Genomic DNA, 24,780 nt, shown 5'->3' on the forward strand with positions numbered 1-24,780 from the left:
GTTCGTCCTCTCCGGCACGCGCGACGTCGGCCGCGGCAATCGCGGCGTCTACGTCGACGACCGGCGCTACGGCCGCGTGCTCGTCTCGTGGGAGGCTCTCGGGCGGCTCGACTTCAGCGACGCGGTCGGAGAGAGCGGCCCCGCCTACGGCGACTTCCCGGCCGGTCAACCCCTCTCAGGCACCGTCACGACGCGAACGGGCACTCGCCTCGCCGGCCGGCTGGTCTTCGACCTGGACGAAAGCGAAACGACCGAAACGCTGGACGCACCGGCGGGCGGCATCGACTACACGATCCCGTTCGCCCTGGTCGCGTCGATTGTGCTTCCGGACCAGGAGGGACGCGGCGACGGCCGCCATGCCGGCGTGACGCTCCACAGCGGCGAGACCCTGGAACTCGAGTGCACCGGCGACCTCGGGGAAGGGAACGCCGGCATGCTGATCTTCACGGACGGTGGCGACAGCGCCGAGTACGTACGCTGGGGCGACGTCGAGCGGATCGACCTCGAGCCCGTCGACGTCAGAAGATGAGCTCGATCGCCTCGTCGTCGACCGTGCCGGCGGTACCCCGGTTGCTCCACCACCGCGGCTCGACGAGTTCGCCTTCCCAGGCGTCGAGAGCGCGCCGGAGTTCGTCGAGGATGGCCTGCTCGTCGTCGGCGACGGGGGACCGCTCGCCGAGGTCGTTCGCCAGGTCGTGCAGCCGGTTCAACTGGCCGAGCGGCGACCCGTGGGGCGCTTCCCAGTCAGGGAAGAGAGCGCCGAGCAACTGGAGCGAAGCGACCTGTTCCTCCGAGGCGCGGTTGACCTGCCAGAGCTTCCAGTCGCCGCGACGGACGGCGCGGTTCGGGCCGGCCCGCCAGAACAGGGTCTCGTGGGGAACGCCGTCGACCTCGCCGCGCAGGTAGGGAAGGAGGTCGACGCCGTCAAGCGGCTTCTCGGGAAGCGGCGCGCCGGCAGCGGCGGCAAACGTCGGCAGCAGGTCGAGCGACGACACCGCCGGCTCGTAGACCTGTCCCGGCTCCACGCCCGCCGGCCAGTTCAGCAGGAAGGGCACGCGGATGCCGCCCTCGAAGAACCAGCGCTTGCCGCCGCTGAGCGGACCGTTGGTGCACCCGCCCTGGAGGTAGAAGGCGCAGCCGTTGTCGGAGAGGAAGACGATCAGGGTGTCGTCCTCGACGCCGTGCTCCCGCAGCCGGGCCCTGACCTCGCCCACGCTGTCGTCGACGGCCGAGACCATGGCCGCGAAGATGCGCACCCTCGGGTCCTCGATGTGCCGGTAGCGGTCGATGTACTTCGCGGTCGCCTGCAGCGGGGTGTGCGGCGCGTAGTGGGCGAGGTAGAGAAAGAAGGGCCGGTCGTGGTGCCGGTCGATGAAATCGAGCGCTTCGCGGGTCAAGACCTCCGTCAGGTACTCACTCTCCTCGACGACCTCCCGGCCGCGGAAGATGGGGCGCTCCCGCACCTCGGCGAGCGGCAGCGGGCTCCAGTTCTCGACCCCTTCGGCGGACGGCTCAATGTAGATCGTGCCGCTCTGCATGCCGAAGAACTCGTCGAAGCCGCGGTCGAGGGGGTGCTTGCCGTCGCCCCAGCCGAGCTGCCACTTGCCGACGGCGCCGGTCGCGTAACCGGCGGAGCGCATGACCTCGGCCAGCGTCGTCTCGTCCGGGTTCAGGCCGTAGTCCCGTCCCGACGGGTTGAACTCGTAGCCCTGCCGCTGCGGGTAGCGGCCGGTCATCAGGCCGGCCCGGGACGGGCTGCAGACGGCCGCGGTGACGTAGCCGGCCTCGAAGCGGACGCCGCCGCGGGCGAGTTCGTCGATGTTCGGGGTGTCGATGATCTCGCTGCCGTAGATGCCGACGTCGCCGTAGCCGAGGTCGTCGGCGAGGATGAAGACGACGTTGGGCGGGCGGCTTGCCTGTTCGGTGGCCGGCTCCGCGGCGCAGCCGAGTGCGGCGACGAGGACCGCCGCCAGTACGAAGTGTTTACGCAACACGGTATTCCTCCGGATCGATCTGCGACACGGCCTCGAGCACCGCCCGGTTGCCCGGTAGCAGCTTGTGACGCCACACCGGCAGGTAGTCCTCCATGCCGGCGAGCAGCTCATCGATGGTGAAATGGCCGACGATCAGGTTGTAGAGCCCGAGCATGCCCATGTTGGCCAGGCCGGGCGCGCCGCCGTCGCGGGCCAACTGGAAGACGGGAACGCCGTACGAACGGACGCCTTCGAGCGCCGGTGGGTTCCGGACCCGGGAGCTGTCCCAGAGGATGAGCCCGCCGGGTTCGACGCCCGGGCCGTACGACAGGTAGCCGGCGTGGTCGAACGCGAGCACCGCGGTGTAGGTCTCGATCACCGGGTTGTCGATCGGCTCGTCGCTCGAGAGGACGACCGTGCCCTCGACCAGGCCGCCACGGGTCTCCGGGTTGTAGTCGGAGGTGTAGGCCATGTGCCAGCCCTTCGCGGCCGCCGCGTAGCCGAGCGTCTTGAGGCAGGTCAGGAGCCCTGCGCCGCCGGTGCCGGCGCCGCCGACACGCTCCACGATGCCCCCGGTCGGACTCGCGTCGACGCTCATCGGACCCGGATCGGCGGGTAGCCCTCGGGCACCGTCGCCTCACCCATCTGGAAGTACTTCATGATCTGGTCTTCGATGAACTGGTTCGAGCTCTCCGGCGTGAAGGTCACGCCGCCGCCCTTCCAGTTCACGTTGCAGTTGCCGAGACAGTCGATGACCTTCATCCCCTTGATGCCGGCGAGGTGGATGTCGAACGCGCGCCGGATCATCCGGCTCGCCTCGCGGTAGCGAACACCCGAAGTCAACGCGCAACGCCCCGCGTACACGACGCCGGGGAAGTGCTCCAGCGTCTTGATGATGTCCATGGGATAGCCCATGACCTCCTCGTCGCGGCCACCCTGGAAGGTGGTCGTCGGCACCTCCTTCGTCGTCGTCGGGCCCATCTGGCCGCCCGTCATGCCGTAGGCGTTGTTGTTGTAGATGACGACGATGAAGTTCTCGCGCCGGTTGCAGGCGTGCATCAGGCCCGCCAGGCCGATGCCGCAGGCATCGCCGTCGCCTGAGTACTGGACGACGATCCGCTCGGGCGCCATGCGGGAAACGCCGGTCGCCGTGTCGCTGGCGCGGCCGTGCGGCGAGAGCACGGTGTTCACCTCCATCTGCGCCGCGATCGTCGAGCCGCAGCCGACGCCCAGCGCCAGGATCGTCTTCTCCGCCAGGTCGAGCTCGGTCACCAGGTCGCAGAGGATCTGGCTCACCGAGCCATGCCCGCAACCGGGGCACCAGGACGACGGCAGCCCGGTGTGGACATCGAGTTGCGGCGAGATCTTGCGCGCTTCGACGCCCTCCGGAGGCGTGTAGCGGGCCGGCGCGCGGGCGGCTGGTTCACTCACGTCCGACCTCCGGGATCACGGTGTTCTTGCGGATGCCGAGCAGGTTGTCGAGCATGGCCTGGGCGCCCTCCTGTCCGCGCCGGGCGGCGAGTTGGTCGAGCATCTGTTTCCTCGCCGGCGGATGGGTGTCGGCGAGGTGAAAGGCGGTCGGATGGACGTCATGGAAGCCCCGGGGTTCCACCGGTTGCCCGGCGGTCATCTGACGGATCGCCGCGAGCACGGCCCGGGCCGGGATTGCCAGAGCCGGCTGTCCGAAGAACTGAACAGGACACCGGCCGGCGACGGCAAGGCGCACATCGGTGAGGACCTGGCCGAAGTTGATCTCGACGGTCAAGACCTCGCGGACCTGGGAGGCGAGCTCCCCGAGCGGCGCTTCCGGGAACGGGAACAGGGTGACCGGCCGGAACAGGCCGACCTTGATCCCTTCCTCGCGGGCCTGCTTCACGACCTCCTTCGCGATCCGGGCCATGATCCCGTAGGCGACGACGACGAACTCCGCGTCGTCGCAGCGGTAGCTGTCCCAGCGCGTCTCCTCCGCGCGCATCCGCTCCAGCTTGTGCTGGATCTCGTAGCAGACCATCGTGTCGAGTTCGGGGGTCCGGGCGGCGCCCACGACCCGCCGCTTCTCGCGCAGGGAACGGTCGAGCGCCCAGCTCTTGTCCGGCAGGTCGCGTTCCGGCACCTCGAACGGCTGCAGCGTCTCGATCATGTTCGCCATCTTGCCGTCGATGCAGACCACGGCCGGGATGCTGTAGAGGTCGGCCACGTCGAAGGCCTCGGCCGTGAGCTGCACCGTCTCGGTGATCGTGGACGGCGCGAACAAAGGCAACTGGTAGTCGCCGTTGCCGAGACCGCGGAGCATGCGGATGTCCGACTGCGCCGGATAGAGACCGCCCGAGACGCCCACATGGGCGCGAGTGAGCGCCCCCAGCACCATCGGCGTTTCGGCCCCGGCGGCGTTCGTCAGGCCGTCGATCATGAGGGTCAGCCCCGGGCCGACCGACGCGGTCATCGCCCGCTTGCCGCAGGCGGCGGCACCGAACACCGCCATCACGCTCGAGATCTCGTCGCCGAGTTGCTGGAAGACGCCGCCCTGCTCGGGCAGGGCTTCGGCGACGTACTCGAGCAGTTCGGTCTGCGGCGTGATCGGGTAGCCGGCGAAGTAGTCGAGGCCCGCGGCCATCGCGCCGATGCCCATCGCGTGGGCGCCCATCGTCGGCTTGCCGATCGGCGGCACGAAGGGTTGCTCGCTCATGGCAGTTCCTCGTGCGGGAGCGGCTGGTCGAAGCGGAACACCTCGATCGCCTGGTCGGGGCAGACCATCGCGCAGAGGTTGCAGCCGATGCAGTACTTCATCAGGTCCGCCTCCACGATCACCGGCCGCCAGCCCATCATGTTGGCGCCCTGCCCGGGCTCGATGATTCGCACCGGGCAAGCCGGGATGCAGAGGTCGCAGCCCTTGCAGAGCTGCTCGAAGATCTCGATGTAGCCGCGCTGCGCGTCGGGACGCGGCACCTCCTTCGCCTCGATCAGGTGGCCCGATGCGCCGTCAGCAGACACGATGATGCGGCTCCTCCCCGCGCAGGACGCGGTTGATGTTGGCGATGCTCTCCCGGATCGCGTTTATCACGCATTCGTTCGTGCTGCCGCCGCTGTGGGGAGAGAGAAAGGCGTTCGGCGCGCCGAGCAGCGGGTTGTCCGCCCGAATCGGCTCGACGCTGAAGACGTCGATGGCGGCTCCGGCGATCCGGCCCTTCGCCAGCGCGTCGGCGAGATCGTCCTCCTTCACGATGCCGCCGCGCGACGTGTTGACCAGGAACGCCGAAGGCTTCATCAGCGCGAGTTCCGAAGCGCCGATCAGATCCCGCGTCGCGCCGGTGAGCGGTACGTGGACGCTGACCACGTCGGCCTCCCGCAGCAACTGCTCGAACGGAAGCCGGACGACGCCGAGCTCACGTTCGCCGGCGCCCGGCTCCAGCCCGCGCTCCCGCTCGCGCTCCGGAGCGCTTGCCGAGAGCAACTCCATCTCGAGCGCCAGGGCCCGCTTCGCCACTTCGTGCGCAATCGCCCCGTAACCGACGAGTCCCAGCTTCTTGCCACGTACCTCGTTGCTGCCCCGGGCGAACAGGGACGGGTAGGGGTTCTCGAACCGGCGCAGGGCCGCCGTCGCGTCCGCCATGCGTCGCAAGAGAAAGATGCACGCCATGATCACGTACTCGGCCACCGACACGGCGTTCGCCTGGGGTACGTTGCACACCGGGACACCGAGTTCCCGGGCCGCGTCGACGTCGATGTTGTCGACGCCGACCCCGACCTGCTGGATCAGCTCCACGCCGTTCAGGAGTTCCAGTTCGGCCCTTCCCACCAGGTAGGGGTGCGTGGTCAGCAGGGCGCGAGCGCCCTCCGTCAGCTCGGCGGTCAGGTCGTCGTTCCGGTGGACGAAGCAGGCCTCCCAGTGATCCGGAAACCGGGCGATCCGGTCACGCGGACCCGGCGGCACGAGACAGATCACCTTGTTGCCCCGGTTTCCGCTCATCTTTCTCGTTTCTGCCTGAGGAGTACACTCTGCATCCTACTCCCAACCACGTTCGAGAGATCCCTCCATGAGATGGAACCGCCCTGCGGCCCTCACCGTGCTCCTCCCCGCCCTCCTCATCGGCTGCGGGAGCCCCGCCGGCGACACCGACGACGGCCCGGACGCGCTCGACCAGGCAACCGCGCCGCAGCCCAATCCGCTGCGCGATGCCTACTTCGGCGACCTGCACGTCCACACCCGCTTCTCGATGGACGCGTACATCTTCGACGTGCGGGCCACCCCGGACGACGCCTACCGCTTCGCCCGCGGCGCGCCGCTCGTTCATCCCGCCGGCCACACGATGCAGCTCCGCCGGCCCCTGGACTTCCAGGCGGTCACCGACCACGGCATCCTGCTCGGCGTGCTGCCGGCGATGGACGACCCCAACGACCCGCTGTACCAGGTGCCGCTGGCCAGGGAACTCCGCGAACTGGGGCCCTCCGAGGGCTTCCAGCGCGGGCTCCAGGCCTACCGCGACGGCGAGTTCCACAAGATCGACGGGCGCAAGGCGAACCGTACCGCCTGGCTGAGAATCGTTGAGTCCGCGGAGCGCCACAACGACCCGGGCGCCTTCACAACCTTCATCGGCTACGAATACACCACCACCGCCGCCGACACGGGCAACCTCCACCGCAACGTGATCTTCCGCGGCAGCGAGGCGCCGGAGGTGCCGTTCTCGGCGATGGACTCGGACAACCCGGAGGATCTGTGGGCCTGGCTCGACAACCTCCGCGACAACGGCGTCGAAGCGCTCGCCATTCCCCACAACTCGAACGGCAGTAACGGCAACATGTTCAGGCTGTTGACGTTCGGCGGCGCCCGGCTCGACGCGGAGTACGCCGAGACGCGGATGCGCAACGAGCCGATCGTCGAGGTGACCCAGGTCAAGGGCACGTCGGAGGTCCATCCGATGCTGTCGCCGAACGACGAGTGGGCCGCCTTCGAGATCATGCCCTTCCGGGTGAGCAGCACCCTCCCGAGCGAACCCCAGGGAAGCTACGTGCGCACCGCCTACCTCGACGGGCTGCTGCTCGAGGAGACCCAGGGCTTCAACCCCTTCCGATTCGGCCTGGTCGGCGCGACGGACAGCCACAACGCCGGCGGCACGCCGGACGAGGACAACTACCACAGCAAGGTCGGCAGGCGGGACGGCACGCCGCAGCTTCGCGGCTCCGTGCCGCTCGACGAACCGAACCCGGACGGCTCCCCCGCCTACGCCCAGACCTACTTCCAGATGTGGGGCGCCTCCGGCCTGACCGGAGTCTGGGCCGAGCAGAACACGCGCGACTCGATCTACGACGCGTTCCGGCGCAAGGAGACGTTCGCGACGACCGGGCCGCGGATCCAGGTGCGGTTCTTCGGCGGCTACGACTTCGACGCGGGACTCGCCGACGACCCCGACCTGATCGCCAGGGCCTACGAGCAGGGCGTCGCGATGGGCGGCGAGCTCCTGGCGGACGGCAAGCGAGCGCCGAAACTGCTGTTGTGGGCCGCGGGCGACCCGGAGGGCGCCGGCCTGCAGCGGCTCCAGGTCGTCAAGGGCTGGGTCGACGGCGGCGAGGCGCACGAAACCGTCATCGACGTCGCCTGCTCCGACGGCGGCACGCCGTCGGGCGACCCGGCGCGCTGCCCCGACAACGGCGCCACCGTCGACCTGTCCGACTGCAGCATTTCCGAGGACCTCGGCGCCGCCGAGCTCCACGCCGTGTTCGAGGACCCGGGGTTCGATCCCGGCCAGCGGGCGGTCTACTACCTGCGGGTGCTCGAGAACCCGACCTGCCGCTGGTCGACCTGGGACGCGATCCGCGCGGGCGTCGAGCCACGGCCCGGCCTGCCGCCAACGATCCAGGAACGCGCCTGGTCGTCGCCGATCTGGTACCGGCCATGAGATCGGCCTCTCTCATCGTTGCCCTTGCCCTGGCGCTGCCGGCCTGCCAGTCCGCCACCGAGCCTGCGACCTCCAGCCTCGTAGCCGACACACCCACTCGCGCCCAGTCCGCCGACGGCCAGTGGATCTCGTGGCGCGAGCACATCATCGACGACGTCGCGACCTCCGGCGTGCCCATCCGCGGCGGCGACGGACTCGAGATGGCGGACCTGGACGGCGACGGCCACCTCGACATCGTCTCGGTCCACGAGTCGGACACCGAGTACGGCAACGTCGGCCAGGGCCACGTCCGCCTGGCCTTCGGCGGCCCCGATCCGGACACCTGGAACCTGGCCACCCTCGCCGAAGGGGACGAAGCCGCGGCCGCCGAGGACGTCGCGATCGCCGACTTCGATGGTGACGGCGATCTCGATGTCGTCGCCGCCTGCGAGCTGGCCCATCTCATCTACTTCGAGAACCCCGGCACGGCCAGCGAGGAGGCGACCGCCGCCCTCCGTAGCGGCGACTGGCCGCGGGTGATTCCGGCAGTCACGAAGGACCGCGGCTCCTACATCCGCGTGTTCGCCGGCGACCTCGACGGCGACGGCCGACCCGAGGTCGTCGCCCCGAACAAGGGCGCGCAGAACCCGGATCGGCGGACCACGGAGAAGCACGCGATCTCCTGGTTCGACACGACCGCCGACGCGATCTCCGGCGACTGGGTCGAGCACGAGATCGTCCGGGTGATCTGGCCGATCAACTCGCAGACGGTCGATCTCGACGGCGACGGCGACACGGACATCGTCGGCGGCTCGACCGGCGAGGGTCGCATCTTCTGGTTCGAGAACCGCAGCGCCGGCGACGGCGGCGTCGACCTCGTCGAGCATTCGATCAACATCGACGGCACGACGACCGCCGAGGACACTTCCCGGCCGCCGAACGCGCCGTCTACCGGTGCCCTGCTCAACGGCTTCAACATGGCCTTCGTCGACCTGTCCGGCGACGGCCTACTGGACCTGGCGACGGTCGAGTTCGGCGGCGTGCTGGTCTGGCTGGAGCGACCCGCGGATCCGGCCGACTCCTGGCGGCTGCGGCCGATCGGCCGCCTCACGCCCGACAACCTCGTCGGCTTCGCCTTCGCCGACATCGACGGCGACGGCGACCTCGACACCATGTCCGGCGCCTACAGCCGCAGCGGCCGGGCGGAGGACGGCGAGGTCGAGCCCGACACGCCGCTCGGGCGGCTCGCCTGGTTCGAGAACCCGGGCGACATCGACGGCGAGTGGACCCGGCACGACATCTCACGCCGCAAGCGCGGCATGTTCGACAGCTTCGTCGCCCGCGACCTGGACGGCGACGGCGACATCGACTTCGCCGGCACCCGGGGCAACACAGCCGAGTTCGACGGCGTCTACTGGCTCGAGCAGGTTCGCAGCGACGAACCGGTCGCCGCTTTCGACCAGGCGCGGGAGGTCGAAAGCGAGCAGATGCCGCTACCGTAAACGCCGAGTGCGCTTGAGCGAAGGCACCACAAACGGCGACGAGCACGTGTCGACCGAGGTCGAAGCGACGGCAACAGATCTCGCCATCGACCTGATCGGCTACGCCTCGACGACCGATCTCGAGCAGCGCCTCGACGCGCGTCACCGGCCTTCCACGCTGAGCCCGGAGGCCCGCACCCTGATCGTCCTCGGCAAGCGCACCCTCCGCGGCGTGCTCTGGGCGAAACACCTGCCCAGCAAGCAGCTCGCCGGTGGCCGCACCCTCCGCGCCCTGGAGTTCGCCGCCGAGCGGATCGCCTTCGACCTCGAACGTCGAGGCGCTCTCGCCCTGCCCGTCTCGCCGGCATCGCTCGACTTCGAGAAGAGGACGCCGGGCGACCTGCTTCCCGCCGGCCAGGGCTCGCCGCTGCTGCGCGAGGGCGCGGTGCTCGCCGGACTAGGCACGCTCGGCCTGAACCGGATGGTGCTGACGCCGGAGTACGGTCCGCGCGTCTTCTTCGCGGGTGTCCTGACCTCGGCCGAGGTCCCACCGGGATCCGAACTCGACGAGGAGCTCTGCCTCGGCCTCGAGGAGTGCGGCCGCTGCGCAGCGATCTGTCCCGCCGACGCAATCCCAAGACGCGCCCCCCGAGATGCCGACGTCGCCTCGATCCGCGGCCTCGACGAAGGAGCCTGCGCCCGGAGCTGCCAGCCGTTCGGCTTCGAGGCATTCAGCGACCACCTCGCGTCGATCTTCGACGCCCGCACCGGCGACGAGATGTGGCAGCGGATGCGCGGCCGCAAGTCCGGCGAGATCTGGTCCGAGATGGCGATGATGAAGGAGGCGGCGCTCACCGGCTGCAGCGAGTGCGTCCAGGTGTGTCCCGTCGGCCGCGACTACGAGCGCCTGCACACGTCCGCCCATCGCCGCCACGACCTGCCCGACCGCCTGCCGCGCCGCGAGGCGGACGGCCTCGTCGAGATCGAGAACCTCGGGCCGCAGATGCGACGCCGCACGACCTGGGAGCAGGAGCGGTAGTGAGCCCGAACCTGAAGCAGGACCTCGCCCGCTACGCCTTCGAGCGGGGCGCCGACTCGGTCGGCGTCGCTGACGTCGCCGCCTACACCGCCGCTGTCGAGAGCGGCCAGGTGCCCGACTATCTCTGCGAGGGAATGAAGAGCATCGTCGTCGTCACCAAGCACCTGCTGACCGGCGCGATGGCGCTCCAGGACGTGGCGACCCAGTCGACGAACTCGCACCTGGCGCTCGACTCGGCCGAGGAGACCGCCTGGGAGATCGCGGAGTGGCTTGAGGAGCGCGGCCACTGCGCGCTGCCCGTCTCCGGCGAGTACGCCGACCTGGACCTCAAGTGGACCGGAGCGGGCCTGCTCGACCTCAAGTGGACGGCCGAGTTCGCGGGACTCGGTCACGTCGGCCTCAACCTGAACTTCCTGACCCCCGAGTACGGCTCCCGCGTCTACCTGGGCGCGCTGATCACCGACGCCGACCTCGAGCCGGACGCGCCGCTCGACCGCGACCTATGCCCGGGGCTTCGCTGCGGCCGCTGCGCGGTGATCTGCCCGCCCAAGGCGATTCCGCTCAGGGCCGCGAAGGAAGAGAGCGTCAACGACATTCGGGACCTCGACCAGCGGGGCTGCTCGCAGGCGGCGATGCGGATCAGCATCCGCTCGCTCTACGTCGTGTTGCGCAAGCTGCTCGGCGCCGAGGTCGACCTCGACCTCTCCGAGGTGCTCGACAACCGCTACTGGCGGGACTTCTTCCTCGCCACGAACAGCAAGCGCGGAGCGTTCGCCGCCTGCTTCGAGTGCATGTACATCTGCCCGGTCGGGTCGCAGGACATCCGCAAGATCATGCGCATCCCCTACCGCCGGCAGGACCTGCCGCCTGGCAGCGTGGTGCACATCCGCGGCGACGAGGAACACGAACTCGTCTTCCGCGGCCCGCCCGGCGAGCGCGACCCCGAGTACATCCGCGACCGCGATTTCGACCACCTGGTACACCTTGGCGGATGAGCGCTCCGGCGGGCGGCAACGGCGCGGGTCCGGCCATCGACGCCGAGGCGATCCGATCCCGGGCGAAGACCCTCGGCATCGATCTGGTCGGCTTCTGCTCCTGGCAGGAACTCGAGACGGAGGCCCCGGACTACGACAAGCCGTCGCAGCTCTCGACCTACCTCACGCGGCTGGTCGTGCTCGCCAAGCGCTACCCGACCGGCGTCGCCCGCTCGCCCGACGCCGCGTTCCGCCAGTACGCCGTCGGCCGCGTGGCACGCCATCTCGAGGAGGCCGCCGGCGGGCTGGCCTACTGGCTGGAGCAGCGTGACGCGATCGCCTGCATCCTCTCGGCGGCGATCCCCGACCTGCGGCGCCAGCCGATGGCCTACGCCGGACCGGGCGGCCAGGGCTCCCTGCTCCTGAGGCAGGCCGCGGCCGCGGCAGGCCTGGGCACGCTCGGTCTGAACGAGATGATCCTGACGCCGGAGTACGGACCGCGCGTGTTCCTTGCGGGAGTCCTGACCGATGCAGCGGTCGACTGCGGGCAGCCCTTGGAAAAGGACCTCTGCCCCGGCCCGGAGGAATGCGGCCGCTGCGCCGAAGTCTGCCCCGTCGCGGCCATTCCGGACTCAGCGCAGGACGGCGCACCGCTGGCGGAGGTCCGCGGACTCGAGGCCGAAGCCTGCGCCCGGGCCTGCCAACCGTTCGGTCCCGACCGGATGGTCGAGCACCTCGCCGACCTGTTCGCGTCGAAGTCCGCCGCCGAGGCGGTCGAGATCGCCGAAAGCCCGGCAACGCAGCAGATCTTCTACAACCTCACCGTGCAACGGCAGGGGGCCTACACCGGCTGCCAGAGCTGCCAGATCGTGTGCCCGGTCGGCGAGGACTACGCGGGCCTCGTCGACTAGTTGGTATCCGGCCGATCGTCCGGCACGAAGCCGTCGCGGTTCGGCATCTCGACCCCGGGCAGGGTCTCCTGGTCCAGTACCGCGTCCGCGCCGACGATGCCTCCCAGGTGCAGCAGGTGGGCGACGACGGCGTAGATCTCGTCGTCGCTGAGCGAGCCCGGCGACTCATAGGGCATGGAGCGGCGAATGTAGTCCCAGAGGCTCGTGGCGTACGGCCAGTAGCTCTCGACCGTGCGCCGCGGCCGCTCTGAGGTCAGGCTGTCGCGGCCGCCGACGAGCGCCGCGGCCTCGTCGCCTTCGGCGTTCCGGCCGTGACAGGCGGCGCAGAACTGCTGGTAGACGGCCTTGCCCTCGCTGACAGTGCCGCGGCCTTCGGGCAGACCCTTGCCGTCGGGGAAGACGGTGTAGCCGGCGGCACCTAGTTCTTCGGCGGTGGCTTCGTGGCCGAGACCCGTGCGCTCCGATTCGTCGGCAGCGTGGGTAACTGGCACGGCGAGAAGGAGGAGGACGGCGCAGAAAGGAGCGAGGCTGACGCCTCGCGCGTTTCGACGCCGCCTTCGGCGGCAGCGGGTCAGAGGACCCGCGCACCCAGCGAGAAGCGAGCCCCTAAGCCTCGGCATTCGTCACCTCGCCCGACTCCTGGACCTCCCAGGCCTTGATCCGGTTGTTGTGGTAGATCGTCGACCTGCCTCTCGCCTCGAGCAGCGCCGCCAGGGTCGGCTGAACGTAGCCCGTGTCGTCCGTGGCCCGGGACATCAATACGTGCCGGCCGCCGTCCCAGCGCCAGGGCGAGCGGAAGCGGGTGAACGCCTTCGCAAGGCGCGGCCCCTCGAGTTCGGCATCCGTCCACGAGTGGCCGCCGTCCGTCGAAACCTCGACGCGGGAAATCGCGCCGCGGCCGGACCAGGCCAGGCCGCGAATCTCACAGAAACCGGGGCGGTCCAGCTTCTGCTCGCCCGAGGGCCGGGTGATGACGGACTTCGCGTCCATGACCAGCGTGAACTGGCGCGCCTTGCCATCCGGCAGTAGGTCCGTGTACTTCGACGTCTCGTCGCGGGCCATCGAGGGCATGTGGGCGACCTCGATCCGGCGCAACCACTTGACGCTGATGCTGCCTTCGCAGCCAGGCACCAGAAGCCGGAGCGGGTAGCCCTGCTCCGGCCGGACCGCCTCGCCGTTCTGGCCATAGGCGATCATCACGTCGTCGAGCGCTCGCTCCAGCGGCACGCTGCGACTCATCAGCCCCGCGTCCGCGCCCTCCGCGACGACCCAGCTCGCCTCCGGCTTGACTCCGACCTCGTCCAGCAGGTCGGCCAGCAGCACGCCGGTCCACTCGCTGCAGCTCGCCAGGCCGTGGCTCAACTGCACGTTCGGCGCGCCGGCCGGCGACCACTCGCGGGCGCTGTTGCCGGAGCACTCGATGAAGTGGAAACGCGACACCGAGGACATCCGCACGAGGTCGTCCATCGTGAAGACGAGCGGACGGTCGACGAGCCCGTGAATCGTGAGCCGGTGGGTGTCCGGGTCGATCGCCGGCACGCCCGTGTGATGGCGCTCGAAGTGGAGCCCGGATGGCGTGACGATGCCCTCCAGGTCGGCAAGCGGCGTGTTCGAGGACGACGCCGTGGCGTCGGGGGCCCGGCTCCAGCGCTTCGAGTCCTCGAACGGCGATCGCTTGCCGTACTCGGTGGGGGTCTCGCCGAGATCGCGGATGGCGCCTGGCGTCTGGGCACGCGCAGCGGGGTGGAGCGAACTCGCCGCGGCGGCGCCGGCGAGTCCGAGGAAAGCGCGCCGGCTTGGTCTTCGCTTTCTCATGCCACTCTCCTCCTGAATGTGAGTTCGGTCAGAGACGGTTGACCGCTTCTTCCGCCAGGTCGAGCGTCCGCACGATGCGCTGGCGCATCTCGGGCAGGTCGACGCCCGCAGTGCTCTTCTTGCCTTCCATGTAGCGGGCATACACGCCGTGCACGATCGCCGCCGACTTCCATCGGTTGAAGCCGACGTAGTAGTCGAGATTCGAGAGGTCGCGGCCGGTCCGCTCCGCGTAGCGGTCCAGCAGTTCCTCGCGCGCGGGGAAACCGGGCGCCGCGGTGGCGCCGCCGGCGCCGGTGGGCATCGTGTCGGTCACCGGCATCCACTGGTTCATCGCGTAGGCCAGGTCGGCCAGCGGATCACCGAGGGTCGAGATCTCCCAGTCGACGACGGCGGCAATCGTCGAGTCCGGCCCGACCAGGCAGTTGTGCAGCCCGTAGTCGCCGTGGACGACCCGCGCCGGCCCCTGGTCCGGCAGGTGCTCGAGGAAGTAGCGCTGCAGCTCGTGCGCCCGGGGATCGTCGAGCTGCGCCGGCTCGACGGACGCCGTCCACGACCGGTACCAGGTGCGAAGCTGCCGCCCGACATAGCTGTCGCGTTTGCCGAGCTCGCCGAGGCCGACCTCGTCCGGGTCGACGGCGTGGAGTTCGGCCAGGACGTCGATGAACGAATGCGCCAGCTTCGGGCGGCGCTCCCGCGGCACCCACTCCTCGGTGTGGGCCGAGCTGTAGAGCGGCCGGCCGTAGACCAGGCCCATCACGTAGAACCAGGCGCCGGTGACGTCCGGGCTCTCGCAGAAGGCGATCGCCGGCGGCACCGGCACCGGGGTCGGTCCGAGCGCCGAGATCAGCGCCCACTCGCGGCTCATGTCGTGCGCCTTGGGCAGGAGCTTGCCCTGCGGCGGCCGGCGGATGACCGCGGCGCGGCCCTCCGTGTCGTCGATCCGGTAGGTCAGGTTCGAGTGTCCGCCCTGAAGCCGGGTCCACTGGAGGGGCGGCGCCAGGCTGTCGACGTGGTCGGCGATCCAGGCCTCGACTGCGGGTTGGTCATAGCCCTCCGGACCCGTGCTTTCGTCGTGTGTCGACATGATCGTCGGAACTCTACGGTAACCGGAACGCGACCAGCTCTTCCGTCGCCGTCACCGCCACGTACTGCTGGCCGTCCGCTGCCAGGTAGGTCATCGGGTTCGCGTTGCCCAGGAGCGGCAGCTCCGCCGACCACAGTTCCTCGCCGGTCTCCACGTCGAGCGCCCGGAAGCGGCGATCGTCGGTCGCGGCGATGAAGGCGAGCCCGCCGGCGGTGACGATCGCCGAAGCGCGGCCCGGGCGGCCGGTCTCCCGCCTCTCCGCCGGCAGTCCCTCGGTGACGCCGAGCGGCCGCCGCCACGCGACTTCGCCGGTATCGGCATCGACCGCGGTCAGCGTTCCCCAGGGCGGTTTCTGGCACGGCCAGGACACGTCGCCGATGCGGACCGCGAAGGAGAACGGCCGGGCCACTCGCAGGACGTACGTCGCAAGATCGGCCTCCGTGTCCTCCTCGACCCAGCCCATCGTGCCGACGTCCTGGCTGAAGGCGAGCAGCCGGCGCGTCGCCGGATCGAAGGCGACGCCGCCCCAGTTCGGCCCGCCGGCCAGGCCCGGGAACAGTAGGGTGGCGCCGCGATCCTCGGCCTCACGGTGCATCCAGGGCGTATACGGGCCCGCGTTGTGAAGTGGTCCGGCGCTCTCGACCAGTTCGGCGCAGGCTTCCGCATGCTCGGCGGTCGTGTCGTCGGCGGTCACCAGGTCCTCCGCCTCGTAGCCGACTCGCCCCAATGCCGGCGTCACACTCGGAATCGGCTGGCTCGGGTGGGTCTGCTCCCCGGGCACCTCGCTCGGCGGCATCGGCCGCTCCTCGACGCCGAAGACCGGCTCGCCGTCCTCGCGGCCAAGGACGAAGAGGTAGCCGGACTTCGTCGTCACGGCGAGGGCGTCGATCGTCTCGCCGCCCCGCTCGACCTCGAACAGCACCGGCGGCGCCGGCGGATCGTGGTCCCAGATGTCGTGGTGGATCGTCTGGAAGTGCCAGCGATACTCACCGGTCCGGATGTCGACGGCGACCACGGCGTTCGCGAACAGATTGGCGCCGTGCCGGTCGCCGCCGTAGGCGAAGGGAATCGGCGCGGCGAGCGGCAGGAACACGATCTCCCGTTCCTCGTCGACCGTGAAGTAGAAGGGCCAGGCGTTCCCGCCCAGGCGACCACGCCAGCTCTCGCCCTCCCAGGTCTCGTGGCCGACCTCGCCCGGCCGGGCCACGGAGTTGAACTCCCAGAGCTTCTCGCCGGTGACGGCGCTGAACGCCCGGGCGTTGCCGATGCCGCCCGCGGTTCCCGGCGGCGTGTTCGCGCCGACTACGACGATGTCCTCCCAGACCAGCGGCACGGAGTTGTAGGGGACGCCGATGTCCACCGCGCCGCCATCGCCGAACTCCGTCGCCGGCGCCCCGGTGGCCGCGTCGAGCGCAATCAGCCGCGCGCCGGCGCAGAACACGATGCGAGGCGCCGCCGCGTCCGCGCCGCCGCCCGGCCAGTACGAAACGCCCCGTCGCGACGGGGCGCCGTCCGCCACCGTGTGGCGCCAGACCTCCTCTCCGGTCGCCGCGTCGAGCGCGACCACCGCGGCGGCCGCCGGCAGATAGAGCACGCCGTCCACCGCGATGGGCGTCGCCTGGGAGCGCGCCGGCCGACCGGGATCGCCCACCGCACCCTCGCCCGCGGGCGAAGAGGCGAGCGCGAAGCTCCAGGCCGGCTCGAGGCTGCCGACGTTGGCAGTCGTGATCTCGGCCAGCGGCGAGTACCCGGTTCCCGCGGCGTCGCCGCGGTACATCGGCCAGTCGGCGCGCGCCGGACCGCCCGCGGAACCGCCGCCGCAGCCCAGAACGGCCACCGCCGCGATCGTCGCCGCCAGAGGCCGTATGATCCTCGCTCCAGACTTCATCGCTGTAGTTCCGGGAGTACCCGCCGGGAAGGGACTAGACTGTAGCCGAGACCCGTTGCCGGCTCTAGTCCAGACTGCTGAGGCGGCGCGGGTCTCTCGGTTTGAAAGGAAGAGAACGCATGAACACACGTCCCCGGTTGGCCTTGGCTCTCGCGCTGCTGGTCGCCGGCGCGGCCGGCGCACCGCCGGTGGGCGGACAGGACGAGGAGCAGGTCGACTACGCCAGGGACGTGCAGCCGATCCTCGAAGCGTTCTGCTACGAGTGCCATGGCGAGGACAGGTCCCTGCGCGAGGCGGATCTCCGCCTCGACATCAAGGAGATGGCCTTCAAGGACCTCGGCGGCTTCCCCAACATCGCCCCCGGCGACCCGAACGACAGTGAGCTCTACATCCGCGTGAGTTCGGAGTTCCTGGAGATGCGGATGCCGCCGTACGAGGCCGGCACCCAGTTGACCGAAGAGCAGATCGAGACGATCCGGCTGTGGATCCTGCAGGGAGCCGAGTGGCCGGAGAAAGTGGAGGGAGACGGACAATGAAACGAAAGACCGCAACTCGAATGACCCGGATCGCCGTGTTCTTCCTGGCCGCCGCCATCGCCGGCCAGGCCGTCGCCCAGACGGGCTACGGCGGCGGCCGTAGCGGCCTTGCCCGCGTCGAACTGCCGGACGAGCCGTGGATCATGAACACCCACCTGATTCCCGAGGTGAAGGTCTCCGTCGTCGCCCGCGGCATCAACCGGCCCTGGTCCCTCGCCTTCCTCCCCAAGGGCGACATGCTGGTCACTGAGCGCGGAGGCGACCTGCGCCTGATCCGCGACGGCGTGCTCGTCGACGAGCCGATCGCCGGCGTCCCCGACGACGTCCTCGCCCGCAGCCTCGCCGGCATGATGGAAGTCGCCATCCACCCGCACTTCGCCGACAACGGCTACGTCTATCTCACCTACACCCGGCAGGTCTCCGGCCGGGAGGGCACCGTCGCCCTGGTCCGCGGCAGGCTCGACGGCACCTCGCTCGTAGACGTCGAGGACGTGTTCGTCGCCGAGCCCTGGGGCGGCTCGATCGCCGCCGCCCGGCTCGCCTTCGTTCCCGGCGAGAACATCATGTACATGACGATGGGCGGGGCCTTCGGCGCCGACCTCGTCGACGGCACCCAGAGCTTCTTCGGCCACGCCAAGCTGGCCCAGGACCCCAACAGCCACGCCGGCAAGACGCTGCGGCTGCGCCTCGACGGCAGCGTGCCCGACGACAACCCCTTCGTCGGCAAGGAGGGGCACAAGCCCGAGATCTACTCGATGGGCCACCGCAACCAGATGGGTCTCGCGCTCCACCCCGAAACCCACCAGCCCTGGACCACCGAGCACGCCCCGCAGGGCGGCGACGAACTGAACGCGATCGAAGCCGGCAAGAACTACGGCTGGCCGGTCGTCTCCTACGGCCGCCACTACAACGGCGTGCGCATCTCCGAGCGCTTCTGGGCCGAAGGCATGGAAGAACCCGCGATCTTCTGGCTGCCCTCCATCGCCCCCTCCGGGCTCGCCTTCTACACCGGCGACGCGTTCCCCGAGTGGAAGGGCAACCTCTTCGCCGGCGCCCTGATGACCGGCCGGATGCCCAACACCGGCCATCTCGAACGGCTCATCTTCAGCGAGAAGGGCGAGGAACTCGGCCGCGAGTGGCTGCTCAAGGAGGTCGGCAAGCGGATCCGCGACGTCCGCCAGGGCCCCGACGAGTTCCTCTACGTCATCACCGATGAGCGGGACGGTGCGGTGATCAAGCTGGAGCCGGTCAAGAAGGCGGAAGAGGCGGAAACCGCCGCCGGGTAGCCCCACACTGGGAACTACGGCGTGTACCAGATGGGCGAACTCCACGCCCGTTCCTGGTGGATCGCGTGGAGATCGGGGTTCGGTTCGATGCCGAGGCTGAGCGCGTCCCAGGTCGACCAGCGGCAGGTCGGATTCTCAAGCACGCGGACGTAGTAGAAGGAGCGGGCGCCGGCGTCGAAGTCCGGGTCGGTCCAGGTGGTCCGGAGTTCGACGGCGCCCTTGTCCCGGCTGATCGAGCAGTCGTCCAGGTTGACCTGGGCGCCGTTGTCGTCGCAGCGGTGGGTCTCGGGGTCGGGCTCCAGGCCGTCCGAGCAAACGACGTCGTAGACGCGCTCCTGCGCTTCGCCGTCCTCCAGCCAGCCCTTGATGACCTGGGCTCGCTGCAGCCAGGCGTTCTCCGGGTCGCGGAGCGCCCAGACCAGGAAGCTCGGCGCGTCGTCGTTCACGCCTTCGAGGTCGCCGCCCATCGGCACGCCGTGCTCGTAGGCCGCGGCGACCGGGTCCGCTGCCTCCGCCACGGCCTCATCGAGCCCGAAGCCCCCGAAGAAGCGCACGCGGATGCGCGTGCCCGAGGTGGCGAAGGACTCGCGTCGCTTCAGCGCGTCGAAGATCGCGGAGCGCGTGTTCCCGTCCGCCCACGCCCCCGCCAGGCCGCCGGTGCCGTGGGTGGCCTGGCGCGGCGTCCAGAAGTTCTCCCAGCCACCGTCCTCCTCGCGGTAGGCCGAGCCGCGCGCCTGGGGCGTGTTCGTCCTCGACGAGAAGCGGTTGTCCTCCTCGTAGGAGCCGGCGGAGACGTGGCTGTCGCTTGAGCCGACCGCGCCGAGGGCGTAGGGGTTCACGCCCAGTCGCTCCTCCATCTCGAGGCCGGTCAGCAGCGCGTCCCGCCAGTAGCCGCCCTTGAAGACCGAGATCGGGTCCGTGTTGTTCACCCGGTCCAGGTAGTACTGGACGATCTGGAAATCGGCCCACTCGTCGTTCGGCGACAGCGACGGATGGACCTCCGAGGTGCCCTTCTGCTGGCTGATCTCGGCCACCGGTTCGTTCCGAATCCGCTTGGCAGCGAATTCCGCGTCGATCTCCGCACCCTTCCAGGTTTCCCGGTCGGAGAAGGCCAGGCCGTCGCTCTGGTTCATGTTGTGCGGCATCGCCAGCGCCTCGATCCCCTCCTCGCGCAGGCCGTCGAGCCAGTTCCAGAGATCCTCGGGGTCGCCGTCCAGGGAACTGAAGGGCAACTCCGGCGCTTCGCCGCCGCGGAAGATGACGTTCCGGTGCACGTGGCGGCCACCGACCCCCTTCGTGTACTCGTAGCCGATCAGGGCAGTGAACCGACCCGGATCGTTGTGGCGCTCGGCGGCCTCGATGACCCGCTGCCAGGCGCTCGCCCGCACCTCCGGCCCGTTGATCGGGTCGCCAGTGGCGGCGAGTTCCCGCAACCGGCTCAGCGCTCCCAGCCGCGCCCGCGCGTCGCGGCCCTCGCCGCTGAACAGATCCTCGGTCAGCGGATGTCCATAGGTGGGACTGTCCGGGTCGATCAGCGCCGGCAGGGCGCCCAGGTACTCCGCGTGGTCGGTCACCGCGAGGAAGTCGAGCGGCGCGCCGGAAAGCCGGACCGATTCACCCGACGGATGAGGAATCGCCTCCCCCCTGGCGAACCGGTAGGCGTCGTCCGGCGTCGTTCGCACGGTGCCCATGAACGCGTCGTGGGAGTACATCGTGTGGATGTGCATGTCGCCGAACAGGGCGACGCGGTCCGCCGGCGAGGCGGAGGTGGCGCCGCCGGCGCCTGCGCCGGACGGGCCGTAGGCGTCGTCGGCCGACGGGCCGGCACAGGCGAGGACGGTCAGGGCGAGAGCGGGCAGACCGGTTCTGGTCATCGGCGGGGCCCTCCTTGTGAGTGGGGGCTTCCACGATAGCGGAGGAAGGAGCGAGGCCGGCGGCCTCGCGCGTTTTCTTCAGAAAGCCGGCGGGGACGCCGGCGCACCCAGTTGTACCTACGCTGTCTTCTTGATCACCACGAAGGTGATGTCGTCCTCGGGCGCCGCGAAGGCCAGCAGGTCCGTCCTGAGCCGCTCGCAGATCTCCGGCGCCGGTTCGGCGCGCACGGCCTCGAGCAGCGCCTCGGCGCGTTCGTCGAGATACCGGCCGCCGCCGTGCTCGGCGAAGCCGTCGGTGTACAGCAGGAGCAGGTCGCCGGCCTCGAGCAGCTCCACCTCGCTGACCTCGTAGGGCCGCTTGTAGCCGAGCGGACCGGGGTCGACGCGCTCGTCCATGTAGGCGTTCGACGCGAACATGCCGACCGGCGGGAAGCGGACGAGCTGGTCTTCCGGCAGGTGCTCGATGCGGCCCGGACGGCCCGCGAACACCAGGGGCGCCGGGTGGCCGGCAGAGAAGAAGCGGAAGCTGCCCTGCTCGGACACCTCTCCGTAGACCATCGTGAGGTACTTGTTCAGCGTCGTCGACTTGAAGAAACGCTGGTTGATGTGCTCGAAGAGCCGCGTGGTGATCTCGCCGAAGAGGTCGAGCTCGTAGTACGCCCCGAGCAGGAAGGCCTGGTGCAGCATGGCCGCGACCAGGGCGTCGGTCACCTTGTGCCCGGAGACGTCGGCCACCAGGACGCCGGTCCGCTGCCGGCACTTGCGCAGCCCGGCGACGACTTCCGCGCGCCCCGCTTCTTCCGCCTCGCGAAGCCGGCGCTCCAGGTCATAGCGCTGCTTGAAGTCGAGGTAGATCAGGTGGTCGCCGCCGATCGCCCGCAACAGCGGTATCGAGATCCCGTGCACCTCCACGCCGCGCAGGTTCGGCAGGTCGCCGGACGAGGGCTTCGTCGCCAGGCCGATCTCCTCGAGATTGGCCAGTTCGGCGCGGATCTCGGCCTGCCAGGTGTCGGTCGGAATCTGGGCCACGGTGGCTCCCCCTACTGTCGACGACCGTGGCAGGCGGACGGATCCGCCGCGCGGTCGAAGTGCGGAATGGGTTGCGCCGGACAGAGGCCGACGCCCCGACAGGGAGTCTACGCGCACCCAGGGGCACCAACAACAAGAAACCGGTGGCGGGCCATTCGACTGGCGAAGGCCCCCTTGCGGTTAGCGCGAGGTGGGGCCGCCCGCCCCCGTCGACATGGTGTCTGTGCGCGCGGCGGTGGATAAGCCCTCCCCACAGCCGGGCCGCACTGGACGGGCAGCCCCGGAATCTACGGTTCTCCCATCATCTCGACGATGGTGATGCCCTCTGAACACGCCCAGACGAAGAGCGCCGAACAGACCACGGCGAACATGGCCAGAATGCCGGTGAACAGCGCGATCCACCGAAGGAGTCGCACGACCTGCTGCTGCTCGGGGTAGAGAAGGTTCATGGCGCGGATCCGCGCATCGATCCGCACACTTACTAGACGAGAGCGACCGTGTCGTGATGTTTGAGCGATCAATCGGGAACAAGGCATAATCGCGCAATGGTGCAGAGCGAGAAGCCCGAGGAACTTCGGCAACGGATCGCAGTGCTGGAAGAGCGTCTCTCCGCTCTTCCAGCCGCCGTCATGCGCGTCAGCGGCAGCCTGGACCTCAAGACCGTCCTGCAGGAGGTCCTGGACAGCGCCCGAGCGCTGACCGGTGCGAGCCGCGGCGTCATCGCAACCGAGGACGAAGGACAGGCTGAGCACCTGATCACGTCCGGCTTCGAACCCGAAGAACACGATGGAATAGTGGCGTGGCCCCACGGTGCCCAGTTGTTCGCGCACTTCCGGGATCTTCAGAAACCACTGAGGCTGGCGAACCTGCAGGACTACGTCGGGCAACACGGCTTCCCTTCCACGCCGATGCGGTCTCAGACACTGCAATGCACGCCGTTGCACCACCGCGACGTGTACGTCGGCAGCTTCTTTCTCGCCGACAAGGACGGTGGACAGGAGTTCACGGAGAGCGACGAGGAGGTTCTGGTCCTGTTCGCCTCCCAGGCGGCCACGGCCATCGCCAACGCACGCGCCCACCGGGACGAGCAGCGCGCAAGGGCCGATCTGGAAGCCCTCGTCGAGATGTCGCCGGTGGGTGTCGTCGTGTTCGACGGCCAGAGCGGCAAGCCCGTGTCGTTCAACCGGGAAGCCCGGCGGATCGTCAGCGCTCTGCGAACACCGGGAGATTCCCCGGAAGAGCTGCTGGACGACGTGATCTGCCGCCGCGACGACGGACGCGAAGTGACTCTGGCCGAGTTTCCGCTGGCGCAGCAGTGGACCGATCCCGAAACGGTGCGCGCGGAGGAGATGACGCTCTCCGTACCCGATGGCCGCAGCGTGACGACGCTCGTCAACGCCACGCCGACACGCTCGAAGGAGGGTGCGATCGAGTCGATGGTCGTCACCCTGCAGGACCTGACGCCCCTCGAGGAGCTCGACCGGTTGCGAGCCGAGTTTCTGAGCATGGTCAGTCATGAGCTCCGGGCGCCCCTGATCTCGATCAAGGGCTCCACGGCCACCGTGCTGGGCGCCGCGCCGGCTCCCGATCCGGCGGAGATGCTGCAGTTCTTCCGGGTCATCGACGATCAGGCGAATCAGATGCGCAACCTGATCGCCGACCTGCTGGACCAGGGGCGTATCGCGGCGGGCACCCTCTCGGTCTCCGCCGAGCGCGCCGAGGTGGCCGGCCTCATCGATCAGGCCAGGAGCAGCTTCACCGGGGCCGGAAGCAGGCGCAACCTGACCATCGACCTGCCAGAGGACCTTCCGTTCGTTCTCGCGGACTCGGGCCGCATCGTCCAGGTGCTCAACAATCTCCTGTCGAACGCGGCGCTGCATTCCCCTGACTCATCGCCGATCACGGTTGGCGCGTCACTGGACGACGACCACGTAGCCATCTCGGTAACCGACCGCGGCAGTGGCGTGCCGCCGGAAAAGCTGCCTCACCTGTTCCGCAAGCAGACGGACGCATCCGGCGAGAAGGGAGTCGGCCTCGGCCTCGCCATCTGCAAGGGACTCGTGGAGGCGCACGGCGGCCGCATCTGGGCAGAGAGCGGCGAAGGGGACCGCGGTACACGGTTCACGTTCACGCTTCCGGTGGCCGTCGAGGCCGGCGATGTCGCCCCGAGCGCTCTCTCGCGCCGACCTCGTTCCTCGAAGCGGAACGGAGCGACGCCCATCCTCGTTCTCGACGACGACCCGCAGACGCTGCGGCGCGTTCGGGACGCGCTTTCCGAGGCGGGCTACGCGGCGATACTGACCGGCGATCCCAACGAACTCCCCAAGCTCATCAGGACGCACAGACCTCGACTGGTCCTGCTCGATCTCGTACTGCCCGACACGGACGGTCTCGAGTTGATGGAGACCGTCCCTGAACTGGAAGACGTGCCGGTCATCTTCATCTCCGTCTACGACAGGGACGAGACGATCGTCCGGGCGCTGGATGCGAGAGCCGCGGACTACATCGTCAAGCCCTTCTCTCCGTCGGAGCTGACCGCGAGAGTGCGGGCGGCGCTCCGCCGACAGGCCGAGCCCAAGCCGTTCCGCCTGGGCGACCTGTCCATCAACTACGAGGAGCGTGAGGTCACGATGGACGGGCGGTCCGTGGCACTCACCGTTACCGAGTTCGAGGTGCTCCGGGTGCTTTCCAGCCACGCCGGACGCGTCGTGACGTACGAATCGCTGCTGCGCCAGGCCTGGAGCAAGCGCGCCCGGAGCACCGAGGACCCGAAGCTCGTGCGCGCCATGGTGAAGAGCCTCCGCCGCAAGCTGGGCGACGATGCCGCCCAGCCGGCCTACGTGCTCAACGAGCGCGGCGTCGGCTACCGCATGCCCCGGCCCGGCAGCGAGTAGGTCACCGGTCGCGCTGTCAGAACATGGCGGAGGGGGTGGGATTCGAACCCACGGTAGGGATTACCTACGCCGGTTTTCAAGACCGGTGCTTTCGACCACTCAGCCACCCCTCCGGACGGCCGG

The 24,780-nt window shown here is 69.5% G+C and carries 22 protein-coding genes and 1 tRNA gene; 9 read left to right on the plus strand and 14 right to left on the minus strand.

Annotation, left to right across the window (positions count from 1 at the left end; translation table 11 throughout):
- Nucleotides 1-529: hypothetical protein (locus tag OXI49_15575; protein MDE2691926.1), on the plus strand; the 529-nt coding region annotated here is incomplete at its 5' end.
- On the opposite strand, the gene OXI49_15580 is transcribed toward OXI49_15575, so the two are convergent.
- Genes OXI49_15580 through OXI49_15605 form a run of 6 tightly spaced genes read right to left on the minus strand, consistent with a single transcriptional unit; the run spans nucleotide 519 to nucleotide 5,940 of the window.
- On the minus strand, nucleotides 519-1,994 hold the full coding sequence (locus tag OXI49_15580; protein ID MDE2691927.1) for a sulfatase: 1,476 nt from the start codon (nucleotides 1,992-1,994) through the stop codon (nucleotides 519-521). The two genes, OXI49_15575 and OXI49_15580, sit on opposite strands and share 11 nt — an antisense overlap.
- Nucleotides 1,984-2,571 (minus strand): 2-oxoacid:acceptor oxidoreductase family protein, encoded by a 588-nt coding sequence (locus OXI49_15585; protein ID MDE2691928.1) that lies wholly within the window; start codon nucleotides 2,569-2,571, stop codon nucleotides 1,984-1,986. Before OXI49_15585 ends, OXI49_15580 begins: the two co-directional genes overlap by 11 nt.
- Entirely contained in the window at nucleotides 2,568-3,404 is an 837-nt protein-coding gene (locus tag OXI49_15590) for a thiamine pyrophosphate-dependent enzyme (GenBank protein MDE2691929.1), read from the minus strand. Before OXI49_15590 ends, OXI49_15585 begins: the two co-directional genes overlap by 4 nt.
- Nucleotides 3,397-4,659, minus strand: a complete 1,263-nt coding sequence (locus OXI49_15595; protein MDE2691930.1) for a 3-methyl-2-oxobutanoate dehydrogenase subunit beta — start codon at nucleotides 4,657-4,659, stop codon at nucleotides 3,397-3,399. Before OXI49_15595 ends, OXI49_15590 begins: the two co-directional genes overlap by 8 nt.
- Complete coding sequence (locus OXI49_15600; GenBank protein MDE2691931.1) at nucleotides 4,656-4,964, minus strand: 4Fe-4S dicluster domain-containing protein; 309 nt, start codon at nucleotides 4,962-4,964, stop codon at nucleotides 4,656-4,658. Before OXI49_15600 ends, OXI49_15595 begins: the two co-directional genes overlap by 4 nt.
- Entirely contained in the window at nucleotides 4,954-5,940 is a 987-nt protein-coding gene (locus OXI49_15605) for a phosphoglycerate dehydrogenase (GenBank protein MDE2691932.1), read from the minus strand. The genes OXI49_15600 and OXI49_15605 overlap by 11 nt, the downstream gene beginning before the upstream one ends.
- A 67-nt stretch (nucleotides 5,941-6,007) precedes the next feature.
- Between OXI49_15605 and OXI49_15610 the strand changes: the two genes are divergently transcribed.
- From OXI49_15610 to OXI49_15630, 5 genes are read left to right on the plus strand one after another with little or no spacing between them, the layout of a single operon-like run.
- Nucleotides 6,008-7,867, plus strand: a complete 1,860-nt coding sequence (locus OXI49_15610) for a DUF3604 domain-containing protein (protein ID MDE2691933.1) — start codon at nucleotides 6,008-6,010, stop codon at nucleotides 7,865-7,867.
- Nucleotides 7,864-9,348 (plus strand): VCBS repeat-containing protein, encoded by a 1,485-nt coding sequence (locus tag OXI49_15615; protein ID MDE2691934.1) that lies wholly within the window; start codon nucleotides 7,864-7,866, stop codon nucleotides 9,346-9,348. The genes OXI49_15610 and OXI49_15615 overlap by 4 nt, the downstream gene beginning before the upstream one ends.
- Nucleotides 9,349-9,361: 13 nt before the next feature.
- Nucleotides 9,362-10,366: a hypothetical protein gene (locus tag OXI49_15620; GenBank protein ID MDE2691935.1), complete on the plus strand. Its 1,005-nt coding sequence runs from the start codon at nucleotides 9,362-9,364 to the stop codon at nucleotides 10,364-10,366.
- A complete protein-coding gene (locus OXI49_15625; protein MDE2691936.1) occupies nucleotides 10,366-11,361 on the plus strand; it encodes a hypothetical protein in 996 nt (331 codons plus the stop codon). The genes OXI49_15620 and OXI49_15625 overlap by 1 nt, the downstream gene beginning before the upstream one ends.
- The gene (locus tag OXI49_15630) at nucleotides 11,358-12,251 is read left to right on the plus strand and encodes a hypothetical protein (GenBank protein ID MDE2691937.1); all 894 of its coding nucleotides are present in this window, start codon (nucleotides 11,358-11,360) and stop codon (nucleotides 12,249-12,251) included. The genes OXI49_15625 and OXI49_15630 overlap by 4 nt, the downstream gene beginning before the upstream one ends.
- Here OXI49_15630 and OXI49_15635 read toward each other — a convergent pair.
- The 4 genes from OXI49_15635 to OXI49_15650 all read right to left on the minus strand — a co-directional run bounded on the left by OXI49_15635 (nucleotide 12,248) and on the right by OXI49_15650 (nucleotide 17,038).
- Complete coding sequence (locus OXI49_15635) at nucleotides 12,248-12,742, minus strand: cytochrome c (protein MDE2691938.1); 495 nt, start codon at nucleotides 12,740-12,742, stop codon at nucleotides 12,248-12,250. The two genes, OXI49_15630 and OXI49_15635, sit on opposite strands and share 4 nt — an antisense overlap.
- Nucleotides 12,743-12,857: 115 nt before the next feature.
- A complete protein-coding gene (soxC, locus tag OXI49_15640; protein ID MDE2691939.1) occupies nucleotides 12,858-14,066 on the minus strand; it encodes a sulfite dehydrogenase in 1,209 nt (402 codons plus the stop codon).
- Nucleotides 14,067-14,094: 28 nt separating this feature from the next.
- The gene (locus OXI49_15645; protein ID MDE2691940.1) at nucleotides 14,095-15,150 is read right to left on the minus strand and encodes a phosphotransferase family protein; all 1,056 of its coding nucleotides are present in this window, start codon (nucleotides 15,148-15,150) and stop codon (nucleotides 14,095-14,097) included.
- A 13-nt stretch (nucleotides 15,151-15,163) separates the two neighbouring features.
- On the minus strand, nucleotides 15,164-17,038 hold the full coding sequence (locus OXI49_15650) for a PQQ-binding-like beta-propeller repeat protein (protein MDE2691941.1): 1,875 nt from the start codon (nucleotides 17,036-17,038) through the stop codon (nucleotides 15,164-15,166).
- 119 nt (nucleotides 17,039-17,157) lie between these two features.
- Here OXI49_15650 and OXI49_15655 point away from each other — a divergent pair, with 119 nt between their 5' ends.
- Nucleotides 17,158-17,574 (plus strand): hypothetical protein, encoded by a 417-nt coding sequence (locus OXI49_15655; GenBank protein ID MDE2691942.1) that lies wholly within the window; start codon nucleotides 17,158-17,160, stop codon nucleotides 17,572-17,574.
- Nucleotides 17,571-18,860 (plus strand): PQQ-dependent sugar dehydrogenase, encoded by a 1,290-nt coding sequence (locus OXI49_15660; GenBank protein ID MDE2691943.1) that lies wholly within the window; start codon nucleotides 17,571-17,573, stop codon nucleotides 18,858-18,860. Before OXI49_15655 ends, OXI49_15660 begins: the two co-directional genes overlap by 4 nt.
- Nucleotides 18,861-18,874: 14 nt before the next feature.
- Here OXI49_15660 and OXI49_15665 read toward each other — a convergent pair whose 3' ends face one another.
- From OXI49_15665 to OXI49_15675, 3 genes are all read right to left on the minus strand, one after another.
- Nucleotides 18,875-20,734, minus strand: coding sequence for a DUF3604 domain-containing protein (locus tag OXI49_15665; GenBank protein ID MDE2691944.1), 1,860 nt, complete (start codon nucleotides 20,732-20,734; stop codon nucleotides 18,875-18,877).
- A gap of 117 nt (nucleotides 20,735-20,851) precedes the next feature.
- Nucleotides 20,852-21,763, minus strand: coding sequence for a PP2C family protein-serine/threonine phosphatase (locus OXI49_15670; protein MDE2691945.1), 912 nt, complete (start codon nucleotides 21,761-21,763; stop codon nucleotides 20,852-20,854).
- Between the two features lie 287 nt (nucleotides 21,764-22,050).
- Nucleotides 22,051-22,212, minus strand: coding sequence for a hypothetical protein (locus OXI49_15675; protein MDE2691946.1), 162 nt, complete (start codon nucleotides 22,210-22,212; stop codon nucleotides 22,051-22,053).
- 96 nt (nucleotides 22,213-22,308) lie between these two features.
- Here OXI49_15675 and OXI49_15680 point away from each other — a divergent pair, with 96 nt between their 5' ends.
- Nucleotides 22,309-24,657 carry an ATP-binding protein gene (locus OXI49_15680; GenBank protein MDE2691947.1) on the plus strand — a complete coding sequence of 783 codons (2,349 nt, stop codon included), beginning with the start codon at nucleotides 22,309-22,311 and terminating at the stop codon, nucleotides 24,655-24,657.
- Nucleotides 24,658-24,681: 24 nt separating this feature from the next.
- Here OXI49_15680 and OXI49_15685 read toward each other — a convergent pair.
- Nucleotides 24,682-24,770: transfer RNA gene (locus OXI49_15685), tRNA-Ser, on the minus strand.
- Nucleotides 24,771-24,780 lie beyond the last annotated feature (10 nt).

The organism is Acidobacteriota bacterium (genome assembly GCA_028875725.1).
In the GTDB taxonomy this organism is placed as follows: Bacteria; Acidobacteriota; Thermoanaerobaculia; order Multivoradales; family Multivoraceae; genus Multivorans.